Origin of the sequence: Algibacter pacificus (assembly GCF_008033385.1) — a bacterium.
GTDB classification, from domain to species: domain Bacteria; phylum Bacteroidota; class Bacteroidia; order Flavobacteriales; family Flavobacteriaceae; genus Algibacter; species Algibacter pacificus.
Map to the genome: position 1 here is coordinate 212185 of NZ_VOGY01000005.1, position 19517 is coordinate 231701.

Annotated in this window: 21 protein-coding genes; 6 read left to right on the plus strand and 15 right to left on the minus strand. The window is 32.7% G+C overall.

Translation table 11 applies throughout. The features are described 5' to 3' along the window. Position 1 precedes the first annotated feature (1 nt). Positions 2-1372, plus strand: coding sequence for an RNA-binding domain-containing protein (locus FQU21_RS09680; RefSeq protein WP_147677795.1), 1371 nt, complete (start codon positions 2-4; stop codon positions 1370-1372). Between the two features lie 20 nt (positions 1373-1392). On the opposite strand, the gene FQU21_RS09685 is transcribed toward FQU21_RS09680, so the two are convergent. The 9 genes from FQU21_RS09685 to FQU21_RS09725 are packed head-to-tail and all read right to left on the minus strand — an operon-like array spanning position 1393 to position 8567. After that, on the minus strand, positions 1393-1758 hold the full coding sequence (locus tag FQU21_RS09685; RefSeq protein WP_147677796.1) for a hypothetical protein: 366 nt from the start codon (positions 1756-1758) through the stop codon (positions 1393-1395). Positions 1759-1765: 7 nt separating this feature from the next. After that, positions 1766-2596, minus strand: coding sequence for a DUF4138 domain-containing protein (locus FQU21_RS09690; protein ID WP_147677797.1), 831 nt, complete (start codon positions 2594-2596; stop codon positions 1766-1768). Further along, the gene (gene traM / locus FQU21_RS09695; RefSeq protein WP_147677798.1) at positions 2593-3522 is read right to left on the minus strand and encodes a conjugative transposon protein TraM; all 930 of its coding nucleotides are present in this window, start codon (positions 3520-3522) and stop codon (positions 2593-2595) included. The genes FQU21_RS09690 and traM overlap by 4 nt, the downstream gene beginning before the upstream one ends. Beyond that, a complete protein-coding gene (locus FQU21_RS09700; protein WP_147677799.1) occupies positions 3503-4126 on the minus strand; it encodes a conjugal transfer protein TraK in 624 nt (207 codons plus the stop codon). Before FQU21_RS09700 ends, traM begins: the two co-directional genes overlap by 20 nt. 14 nt (positions 4127-4140) lie before the next feature. Continuing rightward, complete coding sequence (locus FQU21_RS09705) at positions 4141-4983, minus strand: hypothetical protein (RefSeq protein ID WP_147677800.1); 843 nt, start codon at positions 4981-4983, stop codon at positions 4141-4143. 2 nt (positions 4984-4985) lie between these two features. Then, positions 4986-5567, minus strand: coding sequence for a conjugal transfer protein (locus tag FQU21_RS09710; protein WP_147677801.1), 582 nt, complete (start codon positions 5565-5567; stop codon positions 4986-4988). Between the two features lie 4 nt (positions 5568-5571). Then, on the minus strand, positions 5572-7974 hold the full coding sequence (locus FQU21_RS09715) for a TraG family conjugative transposon ATPase (RefSeq protein WP_147677802.1): 2403 nt from the start codon (positions 7972-7974) through the stop codon (positions 5572-5574). Then, on the minus strand, positions 7961-8245 hold the full coding sequence (locus FQU21_RS09720) for a hypothetical protein (RefSeq protein WP_147677803.1): 285 nt from the start codon (positions 8243-8245) through the stop codon (positions 7961-7963). The genes FQU21_RS09715 and FQU21_RS09720 overlap by 14 nt, the downstream gene beginning before the upstream one ends. 34 nt (positions 8246-8279) lie before the next feature. Then, on the minus strand, positions 8280-8567 hold the full coding sequence (locus tag FQU21_RS09725) for a hypothetical protein (RefSeq protein ID WP_147677804.1): 288 nt from the start codon (positions 8565-8567) through the stop codon (positions 8280-8282). 175 nt (positions 8568-8742) lie between these two features. Between FQU21_RS09725 and FQU21_RS09730 the strand changes: the two genes are divergently transcribed. From FQU21_RS09730 to FQU21_RS09745, 4 genes are all read left to right on the plus strand, one after another. Beyond that, positions 8743-9396 carry an N-acetylmuramoyl-L-alanine amidase family protein gene (locus tag FQU21_RS09730; RefSeq protein ID WP_147677805.1) on the plus strand — a complete coding sequence of 218 codons (654 nt, stop codon included), beginning with the start codon at positions 8743-8745 and terminating at the stop codon, positions 9394-9396. A gap of 310 nt (positions 9397-9706) precedes the next feature. Then, entirely contained in the window at positions 9707-10891 is a 1185-nt protein-coding gene (locus FQU21_RS09735) for a dsDNA nuclease domain-containing protein (protein WP_147677806.1), read from the plus strand. Next, complete coding sequence (locus FQU21_RS09740) at positions 10888-11367, plus strand: hypothetical protein (protein ID WP_147677807.1); 480 nt, start codon at positions 10888-10890, stop codon at positions 11365-11367. Before FQU21_RS09735 ends, FQU21_RS09740 begins: the two co-directional genes overlap by 4 nt. Further along, positions 11364-13163 carry an SMC family protein gene (locus FQU21_RS09745; RefSeq protein WP_147677808.1) on the plus strand — a complete coding sequence of 600 codons (1800 nt, stop codon included), beginning with the start codon at positions 11364-11366 and terminating at the stop codon, positions 13161-13163. The genes FQU21_RS09740 and FQU21_RS09745 overlap by 4 nt, the downstream gene beginning before the upstream one ends. A 291-nt stretch (positions 13164-13454) precedes the next feature. Here the strand turns inward: FQU21_RS09745 and FQU21_RS09750 are convergent, their stop codons facing one another. The 6 genes from FQU21_RS09750 to FQU21_RS17440 all read right to left on the minus strand — a co-directional run bounded on the left by FQU21_RS09750 (position 13455) and on the right by FQU21_RS17440 (position 17946). Beyond that, positions 13455-14573 carry an exonuclease/endonuclease/phosphatase family protein gene (locus FQU21_RS09750; protein ID WP_147677809.1) on the minus strand — a complete coding sequence of 373 codons (1119 nt, stop codon included), beginning with the start codon at positions 14571-14573 and terminating at the stop codon, positions 13455-13457. A 14-nt stretch (positions 14574-14587) separates the two neighbouring features. Continuing rightward, the gene (locus FQU21_RS09755) at positions 14588-15244 is read right to left on the minus strand and encodes a P-loop NTPase family protein (RefSeq protein WP_147677810.1); all 657 of its coding nucleotides are present in this window, start codon (positions 15242-15244) and stop codon (positions 14588-14590) included. Beyond that, the gene (locus FQU21_RS09760) at positions 15228-15875 is read right to left on the minus strand and encodes a hypothetical protein (protein ID WP_147677811.1); all 648 of its coding nucleotides are present in this window, start codon (positions 15873-15875) and stop codon (positions 15228-15230) included. The genes FQU21_RS09755 and FQU21_RS09760 overlap by 17 nt, the downstream gene beginning before the upstream one ends. 6 nt (positions 15876-15881) lie before the next feature. Continuing rightward, positions 15882-16163: a helix-turn-helix domain-containing protein gene (locus tag FQU21_RS09765; protein ID WP_147677812.1), complete on the minus strand. Its 282-nt coding sequence runs from the start codon at positions 16161-16163 to the stop codon at positions 15882-15884. 274 nt (positions 16164-16437) lie between these two features. Next, positions 16438-17274 carry an RteC domain-containing protein gene (locus FQU21_RS09770; protein ID WP_147677813.1) on the minus strand — a complete coding sequence of 279 codons (837 nt, stop codon included), beginning with the start codon at positions 17272-17274 and terminating at the stop codon, positions 16438-16440. A 255-nt stretch (positions 17275-17529) separates the two neighbouring features. After that, the gene (locus FQU21_RS17440) at positions 17530-17946 is read right to left on the minus strand and encodes a helix-turn-helix transcriptional regulator (RefSeq protein WP_187269360.1); all 417 of its coding nucleotides are present in this window, start codon (positions 17944-17946) and stop codon (positions 17530-17532) included. Between the two features lie 589 nt (positions 17947-18535). On the opposite strand from FQU21_RS17440, the gene FQU21_RS09780 reads away from it, so the two are divergent. Beyond that, on the plus strand, positions 18536-19516 hold the full coding sequence (locus tag FQU21_RS09780; RefSeq protein WP_147677815.1) for a D-cysteine desulfhydrase family protein: 981 nt from the start codon (positions 18536-18538) through the stop codon (positions 19514-19516). Position 19517 lies beyond the last annotated feature (1 nt).

Genomic DNA, 19517 nt, shown 5'->3' on the forward strand with positions numbered 1-19517 from the left:
AATGACCGAAACAAACCGCATAGAATACAAACGAGAATTGTCCGATGGACTCGAAAAAGAGGTCATTGCTTTCTTGAACTATCGTGAAGGTGGCATTATTCATATTGGCATCGATAAGGATGGAAATACTTACGGATTGGCAGATGCAGATGGCGACCAGCTGAAGATTAAGGATAGATTAAAGAACAATATTCGACCTTCCGCACTTGGTTTGTTTGATATTGTTAGTGAAGAACGAGATGGAAAAAACATCCTAAAAATCATTTTGGCGAGTGGTCCAGAAAAACCATATCATCTTAAAAAATATGGGATGAGCGAAAAGGGTTGTTTTATTCGTTTGGGTTCAGCAGCTGAACCGATGCCACAAAAAATGATTGACGAGCTCTTTGCCAAGCGTACTAGAAATTCCATAAGCAAGATTAAAGCTGGTCGGCAGGATTTAAGCTTTAGCCAGTTGAAAATCTACTACGAAGAATCTGGGTACACCCTTGGTAAAGCTTTTGCAAAGAACTTGGAACTACTTACGGAAGATGGTGCTTTTAATTATGCCGGCTATCTTTTGGCAGACAAAAATAACACTTCAATTAAAGTCGCCAAATATTCAGGCATAACCAGAACAGACTTAATAGAAAGCAACGAATATGGTCACGAATGTTTAGTTAAGGCTACTAAACAAGTGATAGATAAAATTGCGGTCGAGAACAGAACAACCACAAAAATCACATCAAAAGAAAGACAACAAGCCAACCTTTGGCATCCCATCGCCTTGCGAGAAGCCATCATTAATGCGTTTGTGCATAATGACTATACCAATGAGATTACCCCAAAGTTTGAGATTTTTACCGATAGAATCGAAATCACATCAGCTGGTGGTCTTCCGGAAGGATTGAGCAAGCAAGAATTTTTTGAAGGCTTTTCAGTTCCACGAAATAAGGAACTGATGCGAATTTTTAAAGATTTAGAACTGGTTGAACAATTAGGTTCTGGCATTCCTCGTATTTTAGAACACTATGGAAAAGAGAGTTTTAGTTTTTCCGATAACTTTCTTAGAATGACTTTTATTGCTAAAGAAGTTGCTGATGAATCCACTATTAGAGAAGATGATAAAGAAGTTGGTCAAAAAGGTGGTGTAACAGGTGGTGCAATGGGTGGTGTAACAGGTGGTGCAATAGATGCTATAGACGCACTTACTAAAAGACAAAAAGAAGTACTTAAACTTATTGCAACCAATACTACTATTACTTATACTGAAATAGCTGAAACTTTAGGCATCAATGAATCCCCTGTGGGCAAACATATAAATGCGCTCAAAACCAAAGGGTTTATAAAACGCCACGGTGGCACACAAGGCTATTGGGAAATTAATCTCTAAAAAAATCAGTAAGTATCCTTTTAAAAAGGCGATTTATCTTTTGAACCTCTGGCATCTGCCAGCCACTTACCATTTTGTTTAACTAGTTTAAAAAGTCCTGGTGCCTTATCGTAGGCGGTGGTATATTTTACCCAAGCCACATTTCCCATAATCGTATCCCGCAAAACGGAAAAGTTGGAATCATCCTTTACCGTAACGTTGAACATATTTATAGTATTTATATAGTTGGAATATGCCTGTGGTGTCGAGTTGGCTTTCAAAGCTTTCTCATCCTTTTCATAAAAGCTTTCGATAACAATTTTAGCTGTGGCACTTGGTCCTGAAATCTTAGTTTCGGCACAAGAAAGGAACAGCAATACGAGTAAGCAAATAACGATTTTTTTCATAATATTATTAATTTGGGTTATTGATATATTTATGTGATATTTTCAGTTCAATATTTCGTTCGCCAGCTTTCTCGTTCAGTTCTAAAATTACTCTTCGGTCATTGGATAATGAAAATTTTGGCATGACATAAATAAATCTTACCGTTTCATTTACCGCGATTTTAGAAGGCAGATGATGTTTAAAAATAGGTTCTTGATACAACCGTTGTAAAGATTTCTTTTTTCCTTTTTGTCGAGTTTCGATGGAAAGATTCAAGAAATTCAAATCGTAATCCAAAGTAGAATTATTCCTAATTTGAATAACGAAATAGAGCTCTTCTTTATCAAAAACGATATTCTCAAGTCTTAAAATGACACCATCATTTCGCCTTGTAAATCTTCCAAGGTATTGTCTTCTGTCAAGAAGATAAGAGCAGAATTTTTGATAATAATACGTGTCATTATCAATACTTTTTTCAGAAGTTTCAGTCTGAATAGAGTCTGCCAATTTTGGCTTTTCATTCCCAATACTGTTAGATAATGGGACAAAATAATTGAGTTTTGAAAGCTGCGCTTTATACCTTACAATATACGAAAAAATTGAGCCATTTCTATTGATTACCAGCAGATTACTTTCTTTTCCTGGTTGGGCTTGCAGTAATCCGAAATATTGCTCTTTTTCACGATTGTAAGTGAATACAAAATTTTCTGAGCCAGTAATGCCTTGTCGTATAGGCTCTGGAAAAAAGAGTGCGACATTTTTGCTGTCGTTAGCATAAATAGTATCAAGGATTTCTGTTGTTTGTGCTTCCAAAAAAGTGGAAATCAACACAATTAATGTAAATAGTATCTGTTTCATAATTTAGGTTTTAAAATAAGTTTATAATTGTTCAGCACAGTAACCTTTACATTTCGGTTACTACGTCTTAATACTTTTGTAATGCCACCAACTTGCGGAACAGTTGGTATATTGATATCGCCTATTACGTCGTCCAAAACCTCGCTTGTAGCTTCAGCTCGAAAATTGTTTTCTACATAAATGCCTTCACTACCATCCTGTAAATCGAAAGCTTTAAGCTTTGTTGGATGATGCCTAATGTTTTCTATGGAAATTAAAGCACGATTAGGTTGAAAACTAATAAAACCAAAAACAGGTGTGTTCTTTTGCATCAGTTTACCATTGATAGTTGCAGCTTTAGTAAGTCGCATTCTCAACCTGGTATTCGCTTTTACAACTTGGTCGCCATCAACAACCACATAAATGGTGGCATCTGTATTTCCAATAATTGCAAGCTCGTTGGGTTTTGGCGCAGCAGCAAAAAACAGTTGATGTTCAAGGCCCAATTCCTTAGCTTGGATTTTAAGTTCTCTTAGTATTTCTGTAGAATCAATTTCTACAGGTTGTTTCTTTTCGACTTTCTTTTGACCGAAGTTTGCATATCTCTCTTCTGAATATTGAATCTTACCAGCATCGTAAATACTATCGACAATGCGTTTCTTTTCACGTTCTGGTAGATCAGGATCGTAATAACCCATAGAATCGATTAATTTTTCATCATATATACTAGGTGCATTATTTTCACGTACTTCTTTCAGATCATTAAGAGCATCCAATTTAGAATCATACTCTTTTTGATTTTCTTCCAAATCTGGTATCAAGGTCTGTTCAAGATTGTCGTTTTCATTGTCATCATCGCCCATTACCATCACGGAATAGGAAATAAGGAATATGAAAACAATAGCTAAAACTGCTATAAAAACTATTTTATTCTTTTCTATTTTCATCACTAAGTTTTTTTAAGGTGTTTTCGAAATAATTTGTAATTAAAAGTCCGTGTGGATTGTTAGGAAAATTTCTGTCAACTATAATTAGGTTTCCGGTGGAAACTAATTCATAAGTATCGATTATTGTTCCTCTATTGATTTCAAAAATGGTTGTAGCGGTAAAACTATATACACCATTATTGTCGTTTATTTTTGAATCGATGCTGAGTACTTTTTGAACTAAGGAAAATTGCAATAATCGATTATAAACACCATCTGCTTTTTTCTGGCGATAAAGATTATCCACAGAGCTATTACCCAACCAAAGTGCCTTTTTCAAATTCTTCTCATAGTTGCTTGCATCGATGTTGTAGAAATAGGTGTGAAACAATTCTAAATGCGCCAAAGCTTCAACTCTAAAATTTTCCTTTTGGCTCACTAGCTTTAATGGAATAATGCTACCATCTGTATTAATGGCAAATGCACTATTCATTGCATTTTTGTTAGTAGTAAATGCCATCCAAACTGAAAAAATGCTAGATAACAATGCGCAAATGACAACTGCCAAAACAATAAATCGATTGAGTTTTAAAACGTTGTAGATATTTTTATATGGTGTTTTCATATTTTTAATCTGACTTAGGCAGTAAATAATCTGAGTGTAAAAGATGTGGCTCGTTTATAAAGCTTGAATTTTAGAAACACGATAAATGCAACAGAACCTAATTGAACAACAGGAGCGAAAAAGCCTTGACCTGTATCGGTCCCAAATAGGTTGACCCAAAAATTGGTATTGATTTCTGTATAAATTGCGTTCACAAATACATTGACGAGAAAGAAAGCTGGCACGAGCATATACACGGCTGCATACAGCTTGAAAAATGTATAAGCAAGAGAACGAAACTTTTCAAAAACCGCCAAACTAATGACCAATGGGAAGAATGCTTGCATTATTCCTAAAAGAAAAAAACGTTCTGCTAAGAATAGTGGATAGATAAACAAATCCAATATCCATAGTATCGTACTCAGGATAAACGCCAATATCTTGAAACCATATAATGGCGTTACCAATGCTTCATACAAAAGCGTCATTGCTGAACTTGCGGCATCAAAAAGACTTACATCTTCCTCTAAAGGTATGTCTTGCATTTGCAATGGTAATAGCGCAGGTGCAGTCCCTCGATATTGTCCTTCAATGGCTACTAAAATACCATCGAAAAACCCTAACACCTGCGTTGAAAAAATAACCAAAAGCACAACCGCAAAATTCTTTGCAAGTTCCCCAGGACTCAATCCCCAAGAATAACCATCCTTATCTGCAATACCTTCGTTATATTTCTTCAGTATATTAACCAGAAAGAACAGAACAGCAAGTGTTTTCATTCCTGCTATGGTGTATTGCGAGAAACTACTGTTCTGTATCGTCTGGAACACCGTATCGATATACTCTAGCCCAATCCCTAAAAAGATGGTTGCGGTCATTTCTAATAATTTGTTTCGCGATTATTGACTTTATCCTGCATTTTTCTGAAGGAAATAATATCCTTGTAGCGTTTCGTTTTTGTCTTGATATTGGAAACCATTTCCTTTGATTCCAATTCTTTTTCTTTTAGGATTTCTGCACGTTCGGCATCACTCATTTTTAGATTATCGCTGGATAAGATTTCACTCATAAATTCAACGGTGTCCAATGAGTTTTGGACTATGGTATCGAATGATTCTACAACCTTAGTAACTTCATCTGGTTTTATATAAGGCGAGTTCAAAATGTCTTGCAAATCATTTTGCATAACATTGATAAGACGCTGATTGTTTTGTGCAATTTCTTCAACCGCTCTAAGTTGTTGCACCACACTCGAAACTTTCTCTATCGCTTCTTTTGCATCCTTTAAAAATTTCACAGACTTAATCATTTGCGCTGTCTGTTTACCTGATTCTACAAGTTGTTTTACCAAACTGATAAAATTGGTGTTGTCATAAGTTGGCATTCCTTGGCTTGTTGCCTTTGATGGAATTAATAGCATTAATGCTACTGCCATTACTAAAATTCTGATTTTGTTTTTCATAATATTACGTTTTAGATGTGAATTGAATTATTGCTTTTTGCATGTCATGATGTTCTTCATAGAACTTCATTATGTCTTCGTTTTCCTGTCCATCGGTTAAATAGGCTGCATAAACTTCTTTCGGAACTTCAAGGCGAAAAATGTTGCTTTCCTTACCTATTTTGATAAACATTTCGGTATACTTCCGAGGACCAGAAAGATTGTTTTTTATGGATTTTAATTGGTTCAGGTCGTGGCTAGATAGATTGAGTCTTTTGACTAATTCTTCATAGCCTTTTTCATTATTGAGACTGTAAATGACTTGGGTATTCTCTAGAATGCTGGCAGATGTTGAATTATTCGGAAGCTGATTAATGGATTGTAGAATAATGCCAATTGCACCATTTTGTTTTCGTATGGCTTGGTAATAGAATTCGACACTTTCCAGTACGTTTTCAAACTTCAGTTGTTTGGCAAACTCATCGAAAAGGATAATGCCCTTTTCAGCACGGTTTTTCCAAATGGTTCTTTGAATGGCAGACTTAATGAGCTTCAACATTACGGATAAAATTTCCTTATTGTCTTTTACCTCGTCTAGTTCAAAAACAATCAATCGTTTGTCCTCAATTTTATAGGTCTGATCTTCGCTGACTTCAAATAGAAAACTATATAGACCATCGCCAACATACTCAGACATGACGTGTAAAAAACTCGTAACATTGAAGTAGTCGGGATGGATTTTAAGGGTAGTCAGAAGATCTTTCTGATGCCTTTCTATAAAGTTGTAGTAACCTTCCAAAGAATGATTTTCAGAAGTGCTATTGTAATAATGGCGCAGTATCTTTTTAACGGAAACCGATTGCGCTTTTGTTACTTTTAAATCTGAAGCAAATAATTCAAAAAGAAATACTGATAAATCCTCTAACCGTTCAGGTGTCAAATCTTTTACGTCACTAATGTAAAAAGGATTGATACCTAGGTTCTTTCCGCTTTCATATCGTAATACGGTATATTTTTCAGGATAGAGTTTGGCGAATTTGGTATAAGAACCACCTAAATCTATGATGACCAATCTTACACCACTTTCAAAATATTGGCGCAAAATATTGTTGGCTAAAAACGATTTGCCTTCGCCAGTTGGCGCAAATATGGCAAAGTTTCGTGCTTTAATGCGTTTCTTTTTTTCATCCCAAACATCTTTTAATACCGGAATGTTATGTTCCCTGTCATTAAAGATGATTCCCGTTTTATCGGATTTGTAATTGGTGTTATTGATAAACAGACAGAGCGCATGTTTTAAGTCGGTTACATACAAATCGTTATTTGAAAAATTAGAAGAAAAACAGCAGTAACTGTTAAGAATATAATTTTTGCGTTCTTCGCCACGCGGATAGTAAGGAATAATATCCAATTCCTTAAATTCCGTTTTAATTTTAGAAGTTATTTTGTCTAGTTCTTTAGCATCTTTCGACCAATACACAATATTAAGATGACCGCGAATGATTCGTGAATTGTCATCTGCATTGATTTGGTCCAGAATGTGCTGAATTTTCCCAAGTACGACTTTGTTCTGTGAACCAAAATTGGAACTTTTGTTAAGCTCCTCTATTTTCTTATCGAGTAGCTTGCGCCACTTTTGTTTGTCGTCCAAATAAAGAATCTGGTTAACAATATGGTTTTCATTAAGTGTAAGTCCTAAGCCATCAATAAACCCTTGATGAAACACAAAATCGTCTGATGTAAATTTCTCATTGGTTTTGCTACTTTGTACGTTTTCGCCAAAGCATAATTCGCTGTTGATGGCAAGCGCATCAAAATGGTTTTCGCCAACATTGACGCTTTTCTTTTCTAGTAAAATATCGGTGTCAAATCCTTCATTGAAACCATTGAAATAACTACTAGTTAATTGCTGAATATCTTCTGCGTTTAACGGAAGAAATTCTATTTTTCTACTATTATTTATAAAGGAAACAGAATCGCTTACAGAGTTAGCAAAGCTCTTAATGTTATCATCTAATTCTTGTACAATTCCCTTTGAAATTTTCCTGAAGGGATTGACGTATTTCGGATTGTTGAGTGCTTTGTTCTTAGTTAAAATGAAGAACAAATAACATTTATGTTCTATGTGTCCACGACCTTTAAAATGCTCGTGTGTGGCTTTTTCTAAAAAGGTGGTGTTTGGAAGTTGTTCTGAAGAATAAGATTTCTTAAGGTAAATGTCTTGTTTGTGAACTACAGTTCCAATAGGTAATGATTTTAAAGCTTGAAACCATGCACTATGCATATCCTCAAAATCCTTTTCGGATAAGGAATAAATTTCTGGCAGATTACCTTCATAGCATAAAATCACATTGCCATTGTTGGCAAATATGATATGGTCTTGAATATCTACAATGGGTTGATATGCTGAAATATTAATCTTGTTCATAATCGAAACCTGAATTTCTTTTGTTACTAATGATTTGCGGAAAAGCTTTTGCCATCTGAAAAAGTTGTGGATCGTTGGTTATGCGTGTCAAGGCAACATATAAAGCTGCATTGAAAATCAGAATGCTAATTATCATCACAAAGCTGAAAGAGAAAATGATGATTAATAATGACGCAAGAATAGAAACCATCATTAAGGCAAACAGGGAAATAGGCAATCCAAAAATGACTGCCCGTTTCCTAATGTTTTTATATACTTCGTATTTCTTCATACAGCTGCTCTAATAAAGCCCTCGATGAGGGTCATTATACTACGATAGTTATTAAGTAAGTGAAGATGCCTACCACAGCACCAGCAATTAGAACAAATACTAAAACACGAGTAATACCTTTTTTAAGGTCTGCGTTCTCGCCAAAGAAATGACCAGCATTAAATAGGAATCCAACAAGAAAGATGACACCTAGAATGATTGGGAAAATGGTTCTAATGGTATCTGAAACATCGTTTACAGAATCTTCAATACCACCAATTTGTGCAAAGCTTGACGCTGATGTCATCAAGAATACAAGTAAGATAAAAATTGATTTTTTCATAATTATTTGGTTTAGCCTGTAGAGGCAGTTTCTAATTTTATTTTGTGAAATCTATTATGAAATGAAGGTGAAGGAAGAAAATCTCTAAATTTTAACGCTAATTGGTGTTAAACTTTTGAAGATTATTAAGGAAGTGATTGATTTCTTGAATATTGTGTAATCTAAAACGATTGTTATGAGCACATTAAATCAAATTATAGTCTTACTATTCTGCCTAGTTTTTCTAAATCTATCTTATGCGCAGAATGGTAAAGACAAAGCAATAAATCCTATTGTAGTAATAGACCCTGGACATGGTGGAAAAGATGCGGGCGCAACAACCAGAAATGGCATTAAGGAAAAAGATATTGCTTTGAGTATCGCTTCTAAAATAGTGTTGCTTAATGATAAGCTGTTTGAAAATCTTTTGGAATTATTTCTCACTAGATATACGGACACATTAATATCGCTAGGCGATAGAACACAACTAGCCAAAAAACTAAAAGCTGATATATTTATTTCCATACATTGCAATCAAGCTATAAACAGAACAGCATCGGGAACAGAAGTTTTTATTCATCCTAAAAGCGAAGTGCAAGCTGAAGAATCTGCCTATTTAGGGTTTACTATTCAAAAAGGATTAACTGATATACTTGGTATTAATAACAGAGGTGTCAAATATGGCAATTTTCAGGTGTTGCGAGGTAACGACAATAGTAATGCAACGGTTCTTTTAGAACTTGGGTTCTTATCTCAAACGGATGAGGCTATTTACTTAACTAAAGAAAAATCTCAGTATGCTATTGCTTTGGTCATACTTCAATCGATTATTAAATTTTTAGGATTATGAGTGAATTTTTTATGGAAATTACGGTGGTAATTAAAAGGGTTTTAATAGTGATATTGAAATCAATTAAAAGAAGATTATCGAACTAAGAATATAACTCACGTATTTATTTGAAATTAAAATTGAACAAAATGTACTACTAAAAATTTGAGTAAAAGTAATATTATAGATTACGGAAAACCTCACTTAATAATATAAATAATTTCTTATTTTAGACAAAAAATTATACTTGAATGTATTTAAGTTTTATTTTAAACTTAAATAAGTATGAGAATATCTGAAATTATAAAGCCAATAGGCTGTGTTGCAATATATGGCTGAAAATAAAAGTGCTACTGAAAATCCAAAATTACATGAAGTAGTTCCAAGAGAGGTTGTGGGGAGAGATATTATTGCTAGATACCAGGGGCAATTTAGAGGGGCAGCTTATGAATGCTTAACTTTATTGGAAGGAGGCGAACTAGATAGAGTTTATTGTGATTATCAAGATGATTTTGTAACTCGACTAAATGTTGATGGACAACAGATTTATAATTTTTATCAGGTAAAAACGAAAAATAAGCTTAATCACCAATGGGGCATTAATGAAATTTTTGGTTTATACAAAAAGAAGAAGCAAGCATCAATTGATAAAATAGAACATAGCTTTGCTGGTAAATTATTGATACATACGGTTAAGTTTAATAATTCTTGTGGAAAGGTTATTTTTCTCACTAATATACATTTTGATGACGATGTAGAATCATGCATGAAAGCGTGTTTAGACAATGATCAAGACAACAAACACTATGCATCATTGCTCGAAACTTTTAATACCGCTTTCTCAAAAGATGCCCCTCTTGATGAAATAGAGGTTTTAAAAGCAATAAAGAAACTTCAGCTTGAACCTAATAAATCATACTTGCTACCTTCAGATGAAAATTTTTATGCGATAGCAAGAGACACTATTTTTAAGTATAGTGAAATTGATTTAAAAAAAATAGAAAGTGAGGAGATTATTAATAACCTAGTTTCATTAGTTGAAAGAAAATCGTTCACTAAACTCGTATTAAATTGTGACGAGTCTGATCTTGATGAAATTGCAGGCATTTGTCTAGAAGATATGTTAGATATTCTTAGTATATCTAGAGGAGCGTATAATCTTTTAAATGATGGAGGTGATGTTCAAGCTATTAAAAATGCTTCAATAATTCAAAGATTATTAAGTCAGGGTGGTGCCAGTAACCAAATGATTGAATATGCTTCTAAATGCAAAGTAAATTGGGATATTTGGTATAGAGAAAAACGACATAATATTCCAGAGTTTGATTTAAATTTTATTATGGATCGTGTAGCGTTAATTGCAAATCAGTGGGCAAATAAGAATCAATCACTTGAGGAATTAAGAAAAGAAATAGCAAACCTAAGTAACGATCTCAAGGATGTTTCAAAAACTTTGACTAATGAACTTTTGCTCGGTGGAGTTTTTTCTGTAATCGTAAGAAATGAGTCACAATGAATTATAAAGAATTTTTTAATGAGGCAGAGGAAAGAGATGTAACATTAACACTTGATAATCCGAAAACATCTATTTCTCATAGACTAAGTAATGAAGCGCTTTTTCATTTACCGTTGATAGCGATGACTATTTTATTACTTTCAAAATCAAGAAGCAAACCCAAAAGTGATGAGATAGGGCAATTAATAGGAGAATGTTTTGAGAGAGCTTTCAAAGGATTTAAAGGTTCTTCTCAATATTTGGGATGGTCCGCAAATTTAAGAATGAGAACAGTTAAGGCCTTGACTTTTCTTGAAACAGCTAATTTAATTGAAGTTGATATTCAAGATTCTAGGATAAAGGTTACGGACATGGGAAAAAAGGTTATTTCTAAGGCAATAGATGATGATACTGACTTAGGATATAATTTACGAGTAATTGAACAAAAATACAGAGATATTAGAGCAGAAAAACAAATAGCGATAGGCATAGTATGAAATTATTAGAATTAAAAATAGAGCATGTTGAGTTAGACGGTTGGGAATCGGAGCAGCTAACGTTTGGGGACGACATTACACAGCTTTATGGGCCTAATGGATGTGGAAAGACACCTGTAATCCATTCAATAGCCTACGCAATGGGTTATCCTGTAAAGTTTCGTGAGGATATTCTAAGAAATTGCAAATCTGTAGTATTAAAGGCTTCACATGAGGAAAATATCATAGTTTTCAAACGAGAATTGTCTTCGAGTTTTAATGTTGAATGTAATGTTTATGATGAAATTATAGGAGATGATTCTGAAAATAATAAAGTTTTTTATAGTGAGAAAGATTTATCCGTATATCTTTTCGATTTATTAGGGTTGTCAACCGCTGCCCTTACATCCTTAAAAAACCTTCCAACGTTCCCCTATGTTTCAACATTACTTCCTTTATTTTATGTAGATCAAGATTCTGGCTACACTAGCGCATACAAAGCGCAATCTAACTTTATTAAAGACCAATATGCTGAAATGGTGCGCATGTCTATTGGAGTAATTGCAAAAAACTCTTACGAAAAAAAGAAGGATTTAATAGAAAATAAAAAGGAACTAGGCTTAATTGATTCAGAAATTGTAAGTACAGAAAATTTTATTGAAACTTTAATTCTTCAAAGAAAAGGTTCGTTGCTGTCCAAAATAGATGTAGAAGATCGTCTTCAAAAATTGAAAGATAGATTAGATGAGCTTAATTCTAATCAAGATACATCTTATAGCACTAACTCAGCAATTCAAACTTTGATAAATGAGAAGTTGTCTGAAAAAAACAGTACAGATTCTAAAATTAGAGATTTAAGGGAAAGAATCAATGGTTTTGGCAAAATCAAAGATGAAATTGAAATTGAAATAAATACACTTTCCTTGAACGAAGAGGCTAAACGTGTATTTAGTTCATTTGATGAAATATGTAGTAATAGAGGTTGCCAACTTTTTTTGAGCAGTTCTGAATCTTATGGTAAAAACCTGTTGTACCTGAAAGATCAAACTAAAGATTTAGACCGAAACCTGGGTTATCAAAAGGAACGTCTCGATGAGTTTTGCATAAACTTTGATAATATTGAAGGTGAAATAAAAAAACTAAAAATTAATTTATCTGAAGAGCAATCTGGAGGTACTGCTCAAAATTTAGTTAATACTATTAGTGAACTTACAAGATCAATTATTGATTTACAGAGAGAAAAGGAAATAGTAGGAAGGCTTGAGCTAGAAGAAAAAAAGTATAATAGATTTATAAGTAAAAGAGAGCAATTGCATAATACTATTGCCTCTTTAGATGATAGAAATTCTACCGTTGACTTAAAACAATTAAAGTTTAGAACGGATTTTAAAAAACAAATAACGGAATGGTTAGATGTTTTAAGTACCAAAAATGTATCGAGAAACATTAATATTGATTCAGACTTTAATATCTTATTTGGAACAGAAAAATTATCCCAATTAAGTGGAAGCACGTTGCTACGAGTTATTTTAGCTATTAAAGCGGCGTTTTTTGATATCTATATCTCATCTGAATTGTCTGCCTTTGAATTTTTAATATTTGACACCCCAAAACAACACGATATAGAAACAGAGCATTTTGCAGCTTTTATAGATAAGCTTAAAACAACCGTATCCAATAAAAGAGCTCAAATAATTTTCTCAACGACGGAATACCATTATGAACCAAAAGAAAATGATGTTGAGTGGATTCCTAGCTTTCCGGGAACAGAACAGAACATGTTTTTAGGTATAATTCCTAAAATTAAAGTAAAATAAATATCATGCAAAAATTGTGGAAGGATCATTTTATGTAACATAAAAGACAAAGTGATGATGTGCGATTCTTGTGGTATGCCAAATGTGATTTCTGATTGAAATTGATTAATCAGATATTGCATTCTGTGTAATTATTGAGGAAGAATTAATTCTTTTTATTTCATAAGCTTTATCAAAAGAAGTCAAATTAAAACAACTTATTCATACGCTTCCGAACGCTATTCCTTTACCTACCGGTATTGAGGTTTTTGGCTGTATAAATTGATAGTTTATAAAGAGAAATTCATCCCATTACTTCTCAATCTTCCCCCAAACCAAAGGATGCTCACTAGCAGCAACATTTCTATTAGTAACAGATTTGTAAATAGACCATTGTGGCTGTTTTTCTGGCCACATTGCTTTACGGTTTAATCCACTATCCTTCATTTTATTGAATAGAGCAGGAGAGAAGAGCATATAATCTTTCTGCTTAATATTTACACCCATTCTGTAAGCGCCTAATCTATAATAAGTAGAGTCATTTCCTTTGTCTATATCCACTTCAAACGATAGGTGTTTTGTGATGTCTTTTAGGTCTGTATTTTGAATTAAAGGCGATAAAGAATTACAATAAGATGGTGCGTTAAATGTACCTGCTATGATGACATTGACTTTACCTTCAGCTATCAGTTTGTTATAAACTTCAGCAATTTTGCAAACTTGTTTTTTTCTAATGTTATCCGATTGTGTTCTGTCTTTTGTTGGCTTTTTTAAATATGCATTTAATAGCCAAATAATTTCTTTTGATGGTGTGCTAATTTCATATTCAATTAAATTTTTACCATCATCGTTAGAAATAGAATTTATGTTGTGAGTTCTAACAGCTTCTAGATTGTAGCCTTGTCGTAATGCTATTCCCATTTCTAAACTATGCATATCGTTACCTTGAATCACAAAAGAGTGGTTAAAAGGTTTGCAGTCAAATTCTGGTAGAATGAGTTGGTTAAAGTCCTCAAACGATGCTCTGTCCTCAATTTCTTGTAGCAGTAAAATATCTGGATTTACGTTGGCGATAACTTGTGCTTTATGTTGTGTTGATTTGGGATGAATAGGAACGGTTTGAAGTTTTATCCATCCATTCCAATCTGTGATATTACCAGCTTTGTTATCAATAGAATGGCTTAAACCTTTCATAAACAGAAAACCTGCTTTTCGTCTCAAAACAGCATAAGGACGAGGACTTGATTTTTCAAAACCAATTAAAAATGATAATTCTCTAATTCGATCTTGTTGGCTTAATGATTTAGAAGGTTCAAGCATGAGTGTATCAAGCTCTATTGTCCAATCGGGAATTAAGTTTTCAATTGGTTTTTCTAGAAGACTTCTGTCTCTATGGAATAAGTTCTGGACATTAAAAGTTGCTATTTTCATAATTTCTTAGTTTTTTATTTTCTTTTATCGCAAGAGTCTTCATCGAATGCTACCAGATTAAATAATTCTCGCATTCTGCTTCGTACTCTATTGCCATATAAATCTTCCAATTCTTCAGCATTTAGGTTTGTAGTTCCGTGTGTTTTTATATGATGGTTTATAAAAAGTTCATGACGTGAGAGTAAGATTTCGCCCATGACGTTACAGTCCTTTCCGTAGTGTCTTCCAATAGGTTCAACGCCTAAATCATCAAAACAGAAAAACTGCCTACAACCATAATCTTCAATGGTTTTATAACCAATGTGATTGAAACCAAATACAATGTTTCTGGAAGGAATCAGGATGTATGGTTTTTGCAACGGAACGATGTTTTTAAGCAAAATCATTAAGCTTGTTTTGCCACACCCTACAGGTCCGGAAAGTAAAATGCCTTTATCTGGATCTATCTCGTTTTTCTCGCAGTTTGCTTTGTCTTTTATGAAATAATGACAGAGTTTTAAAATGATTGGATGGTCTTCTTCGTAGATTTTAAAACCGTTACCAAAGAGCATTTTTCCTTTGACATCGAGGTAAATTAAGATTTTTTCAAAATCGTACGTCACTTCTTTGCCATCAAACGTGCCAATGTCATACGTTTTGTGTTCTTCGACTATTTTACAAGGGTTGACCATAATCTTTGTTTTTATTGGTTCTCAGGTTGTCCTTTTTTTGAGGAACTGCATCTGCAGTTTCAAATTCTTTGGCTTTTAGCATCCAATTACTTGCGGTAGCATGCCAATCTTCAATTTTTATTTTACCACCAATTTTCCAACCGATGCCTTGGTAATGGTTGTAGAATTTCTTTGCTTCATTATCAGGCCATTTTTTCTTTTTAAAAAAATCAATGACTTCAAATTCATTTTTTGGTAGCTTAGTTTTATTTATGTTTTCTATTTGTTTATTAATGTTTGTATTACGTATCAATGCTTGTTCAGTACTTGTTTCAAACTCATTCACAACTTGTTCAGAGGTTGTACCGAAATTGAACAACTTGATTTTACTGCCTTTATATGGATTATGTGAAGGGAAATATTTTAGATAATCCCATGAATCCATCTGTTTTAAACAACGATGATAAGTTGCTGTTGAACCAATTTTTGAGAGTTCCATAACTTCTTGTCTGTCTATGTAAAATTCTTCTCGAAATCGGTTTAAATTCCAAAACTGAAACAAAGCCATATATAAGCTTACATGCGTTGTATTTAACCTTTTGTCTGCATAGAATTTTTGAAATACAGCATTGAGATGTTTTATATAATTCATACATATTTATTCCGTTTTATGATGTACTCGATTATTGTCCATAACCTTCTGAATTTCTTCGGAATCATAAAAAATGATGCCACCAACCTTTGTGTAGGGTAGTGTACCTTTAATTCGAAGATTCTGTAGAGTACCAGGACTAATTTGAAGTAAGTCCATGAGTTCTGAAGATTTTAGATATTTCTTCAGCTTACCTTGCGCTTGTTTATTTAAAAGTTTTTTGATGTCATCAAGTAGTTCAAGTTTGAAATCCATTAGATCATCTGTAGTAATAATTGTTGCTGGCATAGTAGAACTGTTTTTAGAAAAGAACTACCATTTTGCTTTTAACTAAAATGATAGTCCTTGACCTGATTTGACTTTCGTTCTACAAATTTGAATAGTATTGTTGGCATTTAATCAGTAGTTAAACCGTAGTAGGGTCAAAATTTAACATCTTGATAAATGGTGTTATTTGATGTGCTTTGGTACGGAAATTATTTATTTTAATATGAAGTAATTCCTTTTTTGGAGTATAAATTTAAAAGCGTAAGGTAAACCGAGTACGATGTTTTTCGAAGCGTTATTCTTCTGAGTTCTCTATATGAGAAAGTAAGCTTGCGGAAAGGACATCCAAGAACTTGGTGCGACTAATTTTTCGGGATTTTATATCAGCAAAGGTTTTATAGTAGTCGCCCAGTTTAAAATGAAATATGCTTTCAAAGGTAGATGCAATTTCTTTAATGTCAGATTTTCCGTTATTAATGACCCTACTATGGTATAAAGCATAGACCAATTCTGTGAGGGCTGTTTTTGAAGATGTCCATTCTAGCTCTGTAAGATTGTTCAATTCTAATTCATTCTTGTATATTGATTTCTTAGCATCCAATAATCGGTTTTGTAAATAATTGATAAAACGCTTTGATGCTTTTAATTTACCTAGGAGTAAATCATAAGGTGTACAGAAGTCTGGGTCTTGAAAGTAAAATTTTGAAGATGTTATAGGAACATTATCAAAATAATCTCTAGTGAAGAATTGCTTGTCTAGATGTGTCTGTTTGGATTCAATATATTGTACAAAGTCCATGTTGTATAAAAAGAACCGATTTAGTTTGCTCAATTTCTTTTTAACATATTTTCTTTGTTGGCTGCTGCCCACTTTAGGGAATTGAATTTCAAAAGAGCGGATTTCTGAATAATAAATGAGTTGACTAAATGGAATTTGCTTTATTTTTTTAAAAAATTCTATTTCTTCTTCAGTAGATTTAAAACCATCGATGACTACTAATTTTCTATATGTGTTAAGAAGGTTTCGACATGCAATTATGGATTTATTTGAACGCTCAATAATTCCATTGGAACTATATTTTATCTCATCCAAATCGAAAAGTAGATTCTTGTTTTTCTTTTTAAAATCCATTCTTTCATTTTAATAAAGAAATAGTTGTTTCTAAGAAGAATGTAAAATTTAAAAGGATGATATGAAAGAAGTAAATGAGGGAAACTAGTAATAATCGATCATATTAATGCTTCTATTAATTTAGATTTTTTAAGGTTTACTATTTCAATTTAATTCTAAGTTGTTTAAAATAATAATAGAATCAAAATTATACCTGTGTATTTTTTGCGTATTTCGTATGTGAATTTTTGTTCACATGTATTTTAGTGTTTATGTTTAACCTTTAAACTTTTTTACAAAGTCCTCTTTGTTGGAAACATTAGATTTTATAAAAATATTAGAAGCATGTTTCCTTACTGTTCCATAGGAAATAAACATATTCTTGGATATTTTTTTATAACTATCTCCTTTGATAATTTGGATGGCAATTTCATTTTCTCTATTTGTGAAACTATATTCTTTTCCAATATTACGTTTTAATATGTAAGTGTTTTTTAACCTGTATGAATAGCTGTTAATTTCCATAATGGTAACTAAAAAGAATGCCATAGTTACTAGAGGCTGGGTAATCGGTTGAAAATCTCCAAAATATGTTAATAAAGGCAAAAGAATTACAGATAATATAGAAGTAAGACCTAAGTAAGTTTGAATTTTGAAGTAACGTTGTCTTTTAACTTCTTTTCTTATGGTCATAAAGAAATATATCAAAAATGTTATGGACATAAATATAGGTAATACCAAAAACAGACTTCTAGAAAAACTAAGCGAGTTTGTATAATAATATGGTATAATGAATAAAAACAGAAAGCACAGAGTTAGTATTATTGTTAGATTTTTGATTTTGAAAAAAGGGTTTGGTGTGATAATATTAAACTCAATATATAAATACCAAATAAGGTAAATACACATAATAATGGAAATACTGTATGTTGTTATGTATTGCAAGAACAAAGGACCAGGTAGAGATGTATTAGGTAATAAGCCATTAAGTATATTATATAATAGAAAAAGAATAGCTAAAATCAAATATCTGTAAGAAGCTTTGATTGTTTTTTGTTTGCTAAATATTATTTTTAAAAGTTGAAGAACAATGATTATACTGATTACAATACATATAAATAATACTATCCAATGCATTGAAGATGAATAAACGTATTCAGGTGTGAAATGATATTTTTGCTCTTTGGGTAGCATATAAGTATTTGAATAACAAAATATTATATTTAATTTTCATTACTGTTAAAGATACTATATATTAGTGTTAATCAAAAATTAGCTTATAATGTTATATAAAAAATACAGTTTAGGTGTTTTTCCAACACCACTTGAGCGATTAGATAATCTATCTAAAAAATATCCTGATTTTGATTTATTTATTAAACGAGATGATAATTCTGGACTAGCATCAGGAGGAAACAAGGTTAGGAAGTTACAATACTTTATTTATGATGCTTTAGAAAAAGGATGTGATACCATAATTACTGCAGGAGCTCAACAGTCTAATCATTGCCGACAAACAGCAGCGGCTTGCGCTAAAGCTGGATTAAAATGCCATTTGTTGTTAGGAGGTATAGAACCTCAGAATTACAATGGTAATTTGTTGCTTTCCCATCTTTTAGGAGCTAAAATTTACTTTACTGGAGATAATAGAAAGGGGGAGGATATAATCAAATTAAAGCAAGATTTAGAAGCACAGAAAAGAAAAGTATATGAAATTCCTTATGGTGGCTCGAACTTACTAGGGGCTTACGGTTTTGTCGATGCAGTTAAAGAATTAAAGAAGCAACTTTCAGAAAAGAAATTAAAAATCGATTATATTTTCTTTGCTTCAAGCTCAGGAGGAACACAAGCAGGACTTAGACTTGGAGTGGATTTATTTGGTATTGATATTAAGTTAATGCCAATCAGTATTGATAAAATTGGTTTAGGAGATAAAGCATTAGACGATGCTGTTTTAGAGATACTACATCAAGGTCAAAAAGAATTGAGTATTCAAAAAACGTACTCAATTAAAGAGGCAACACTTATTAGAGGTTACGACAAACCTGGTTATGGAGTAATTACTCAAAATGAAAAGATGGCCATAAAACAATTGGCTCAAAGTGAAGGTATATTGTTAGATCCTGTTTATTCTGGTAGAGCTTTTTACGGAATGATAGATCATCTGAAAAGTAATAAGGTAGAAAAAAACTCCAATGTGCTCTTTTGGCATACAGGTGGCTTACCGGCAAATTTTTATTATTCCGAAGAGCTTTTAAAATAAC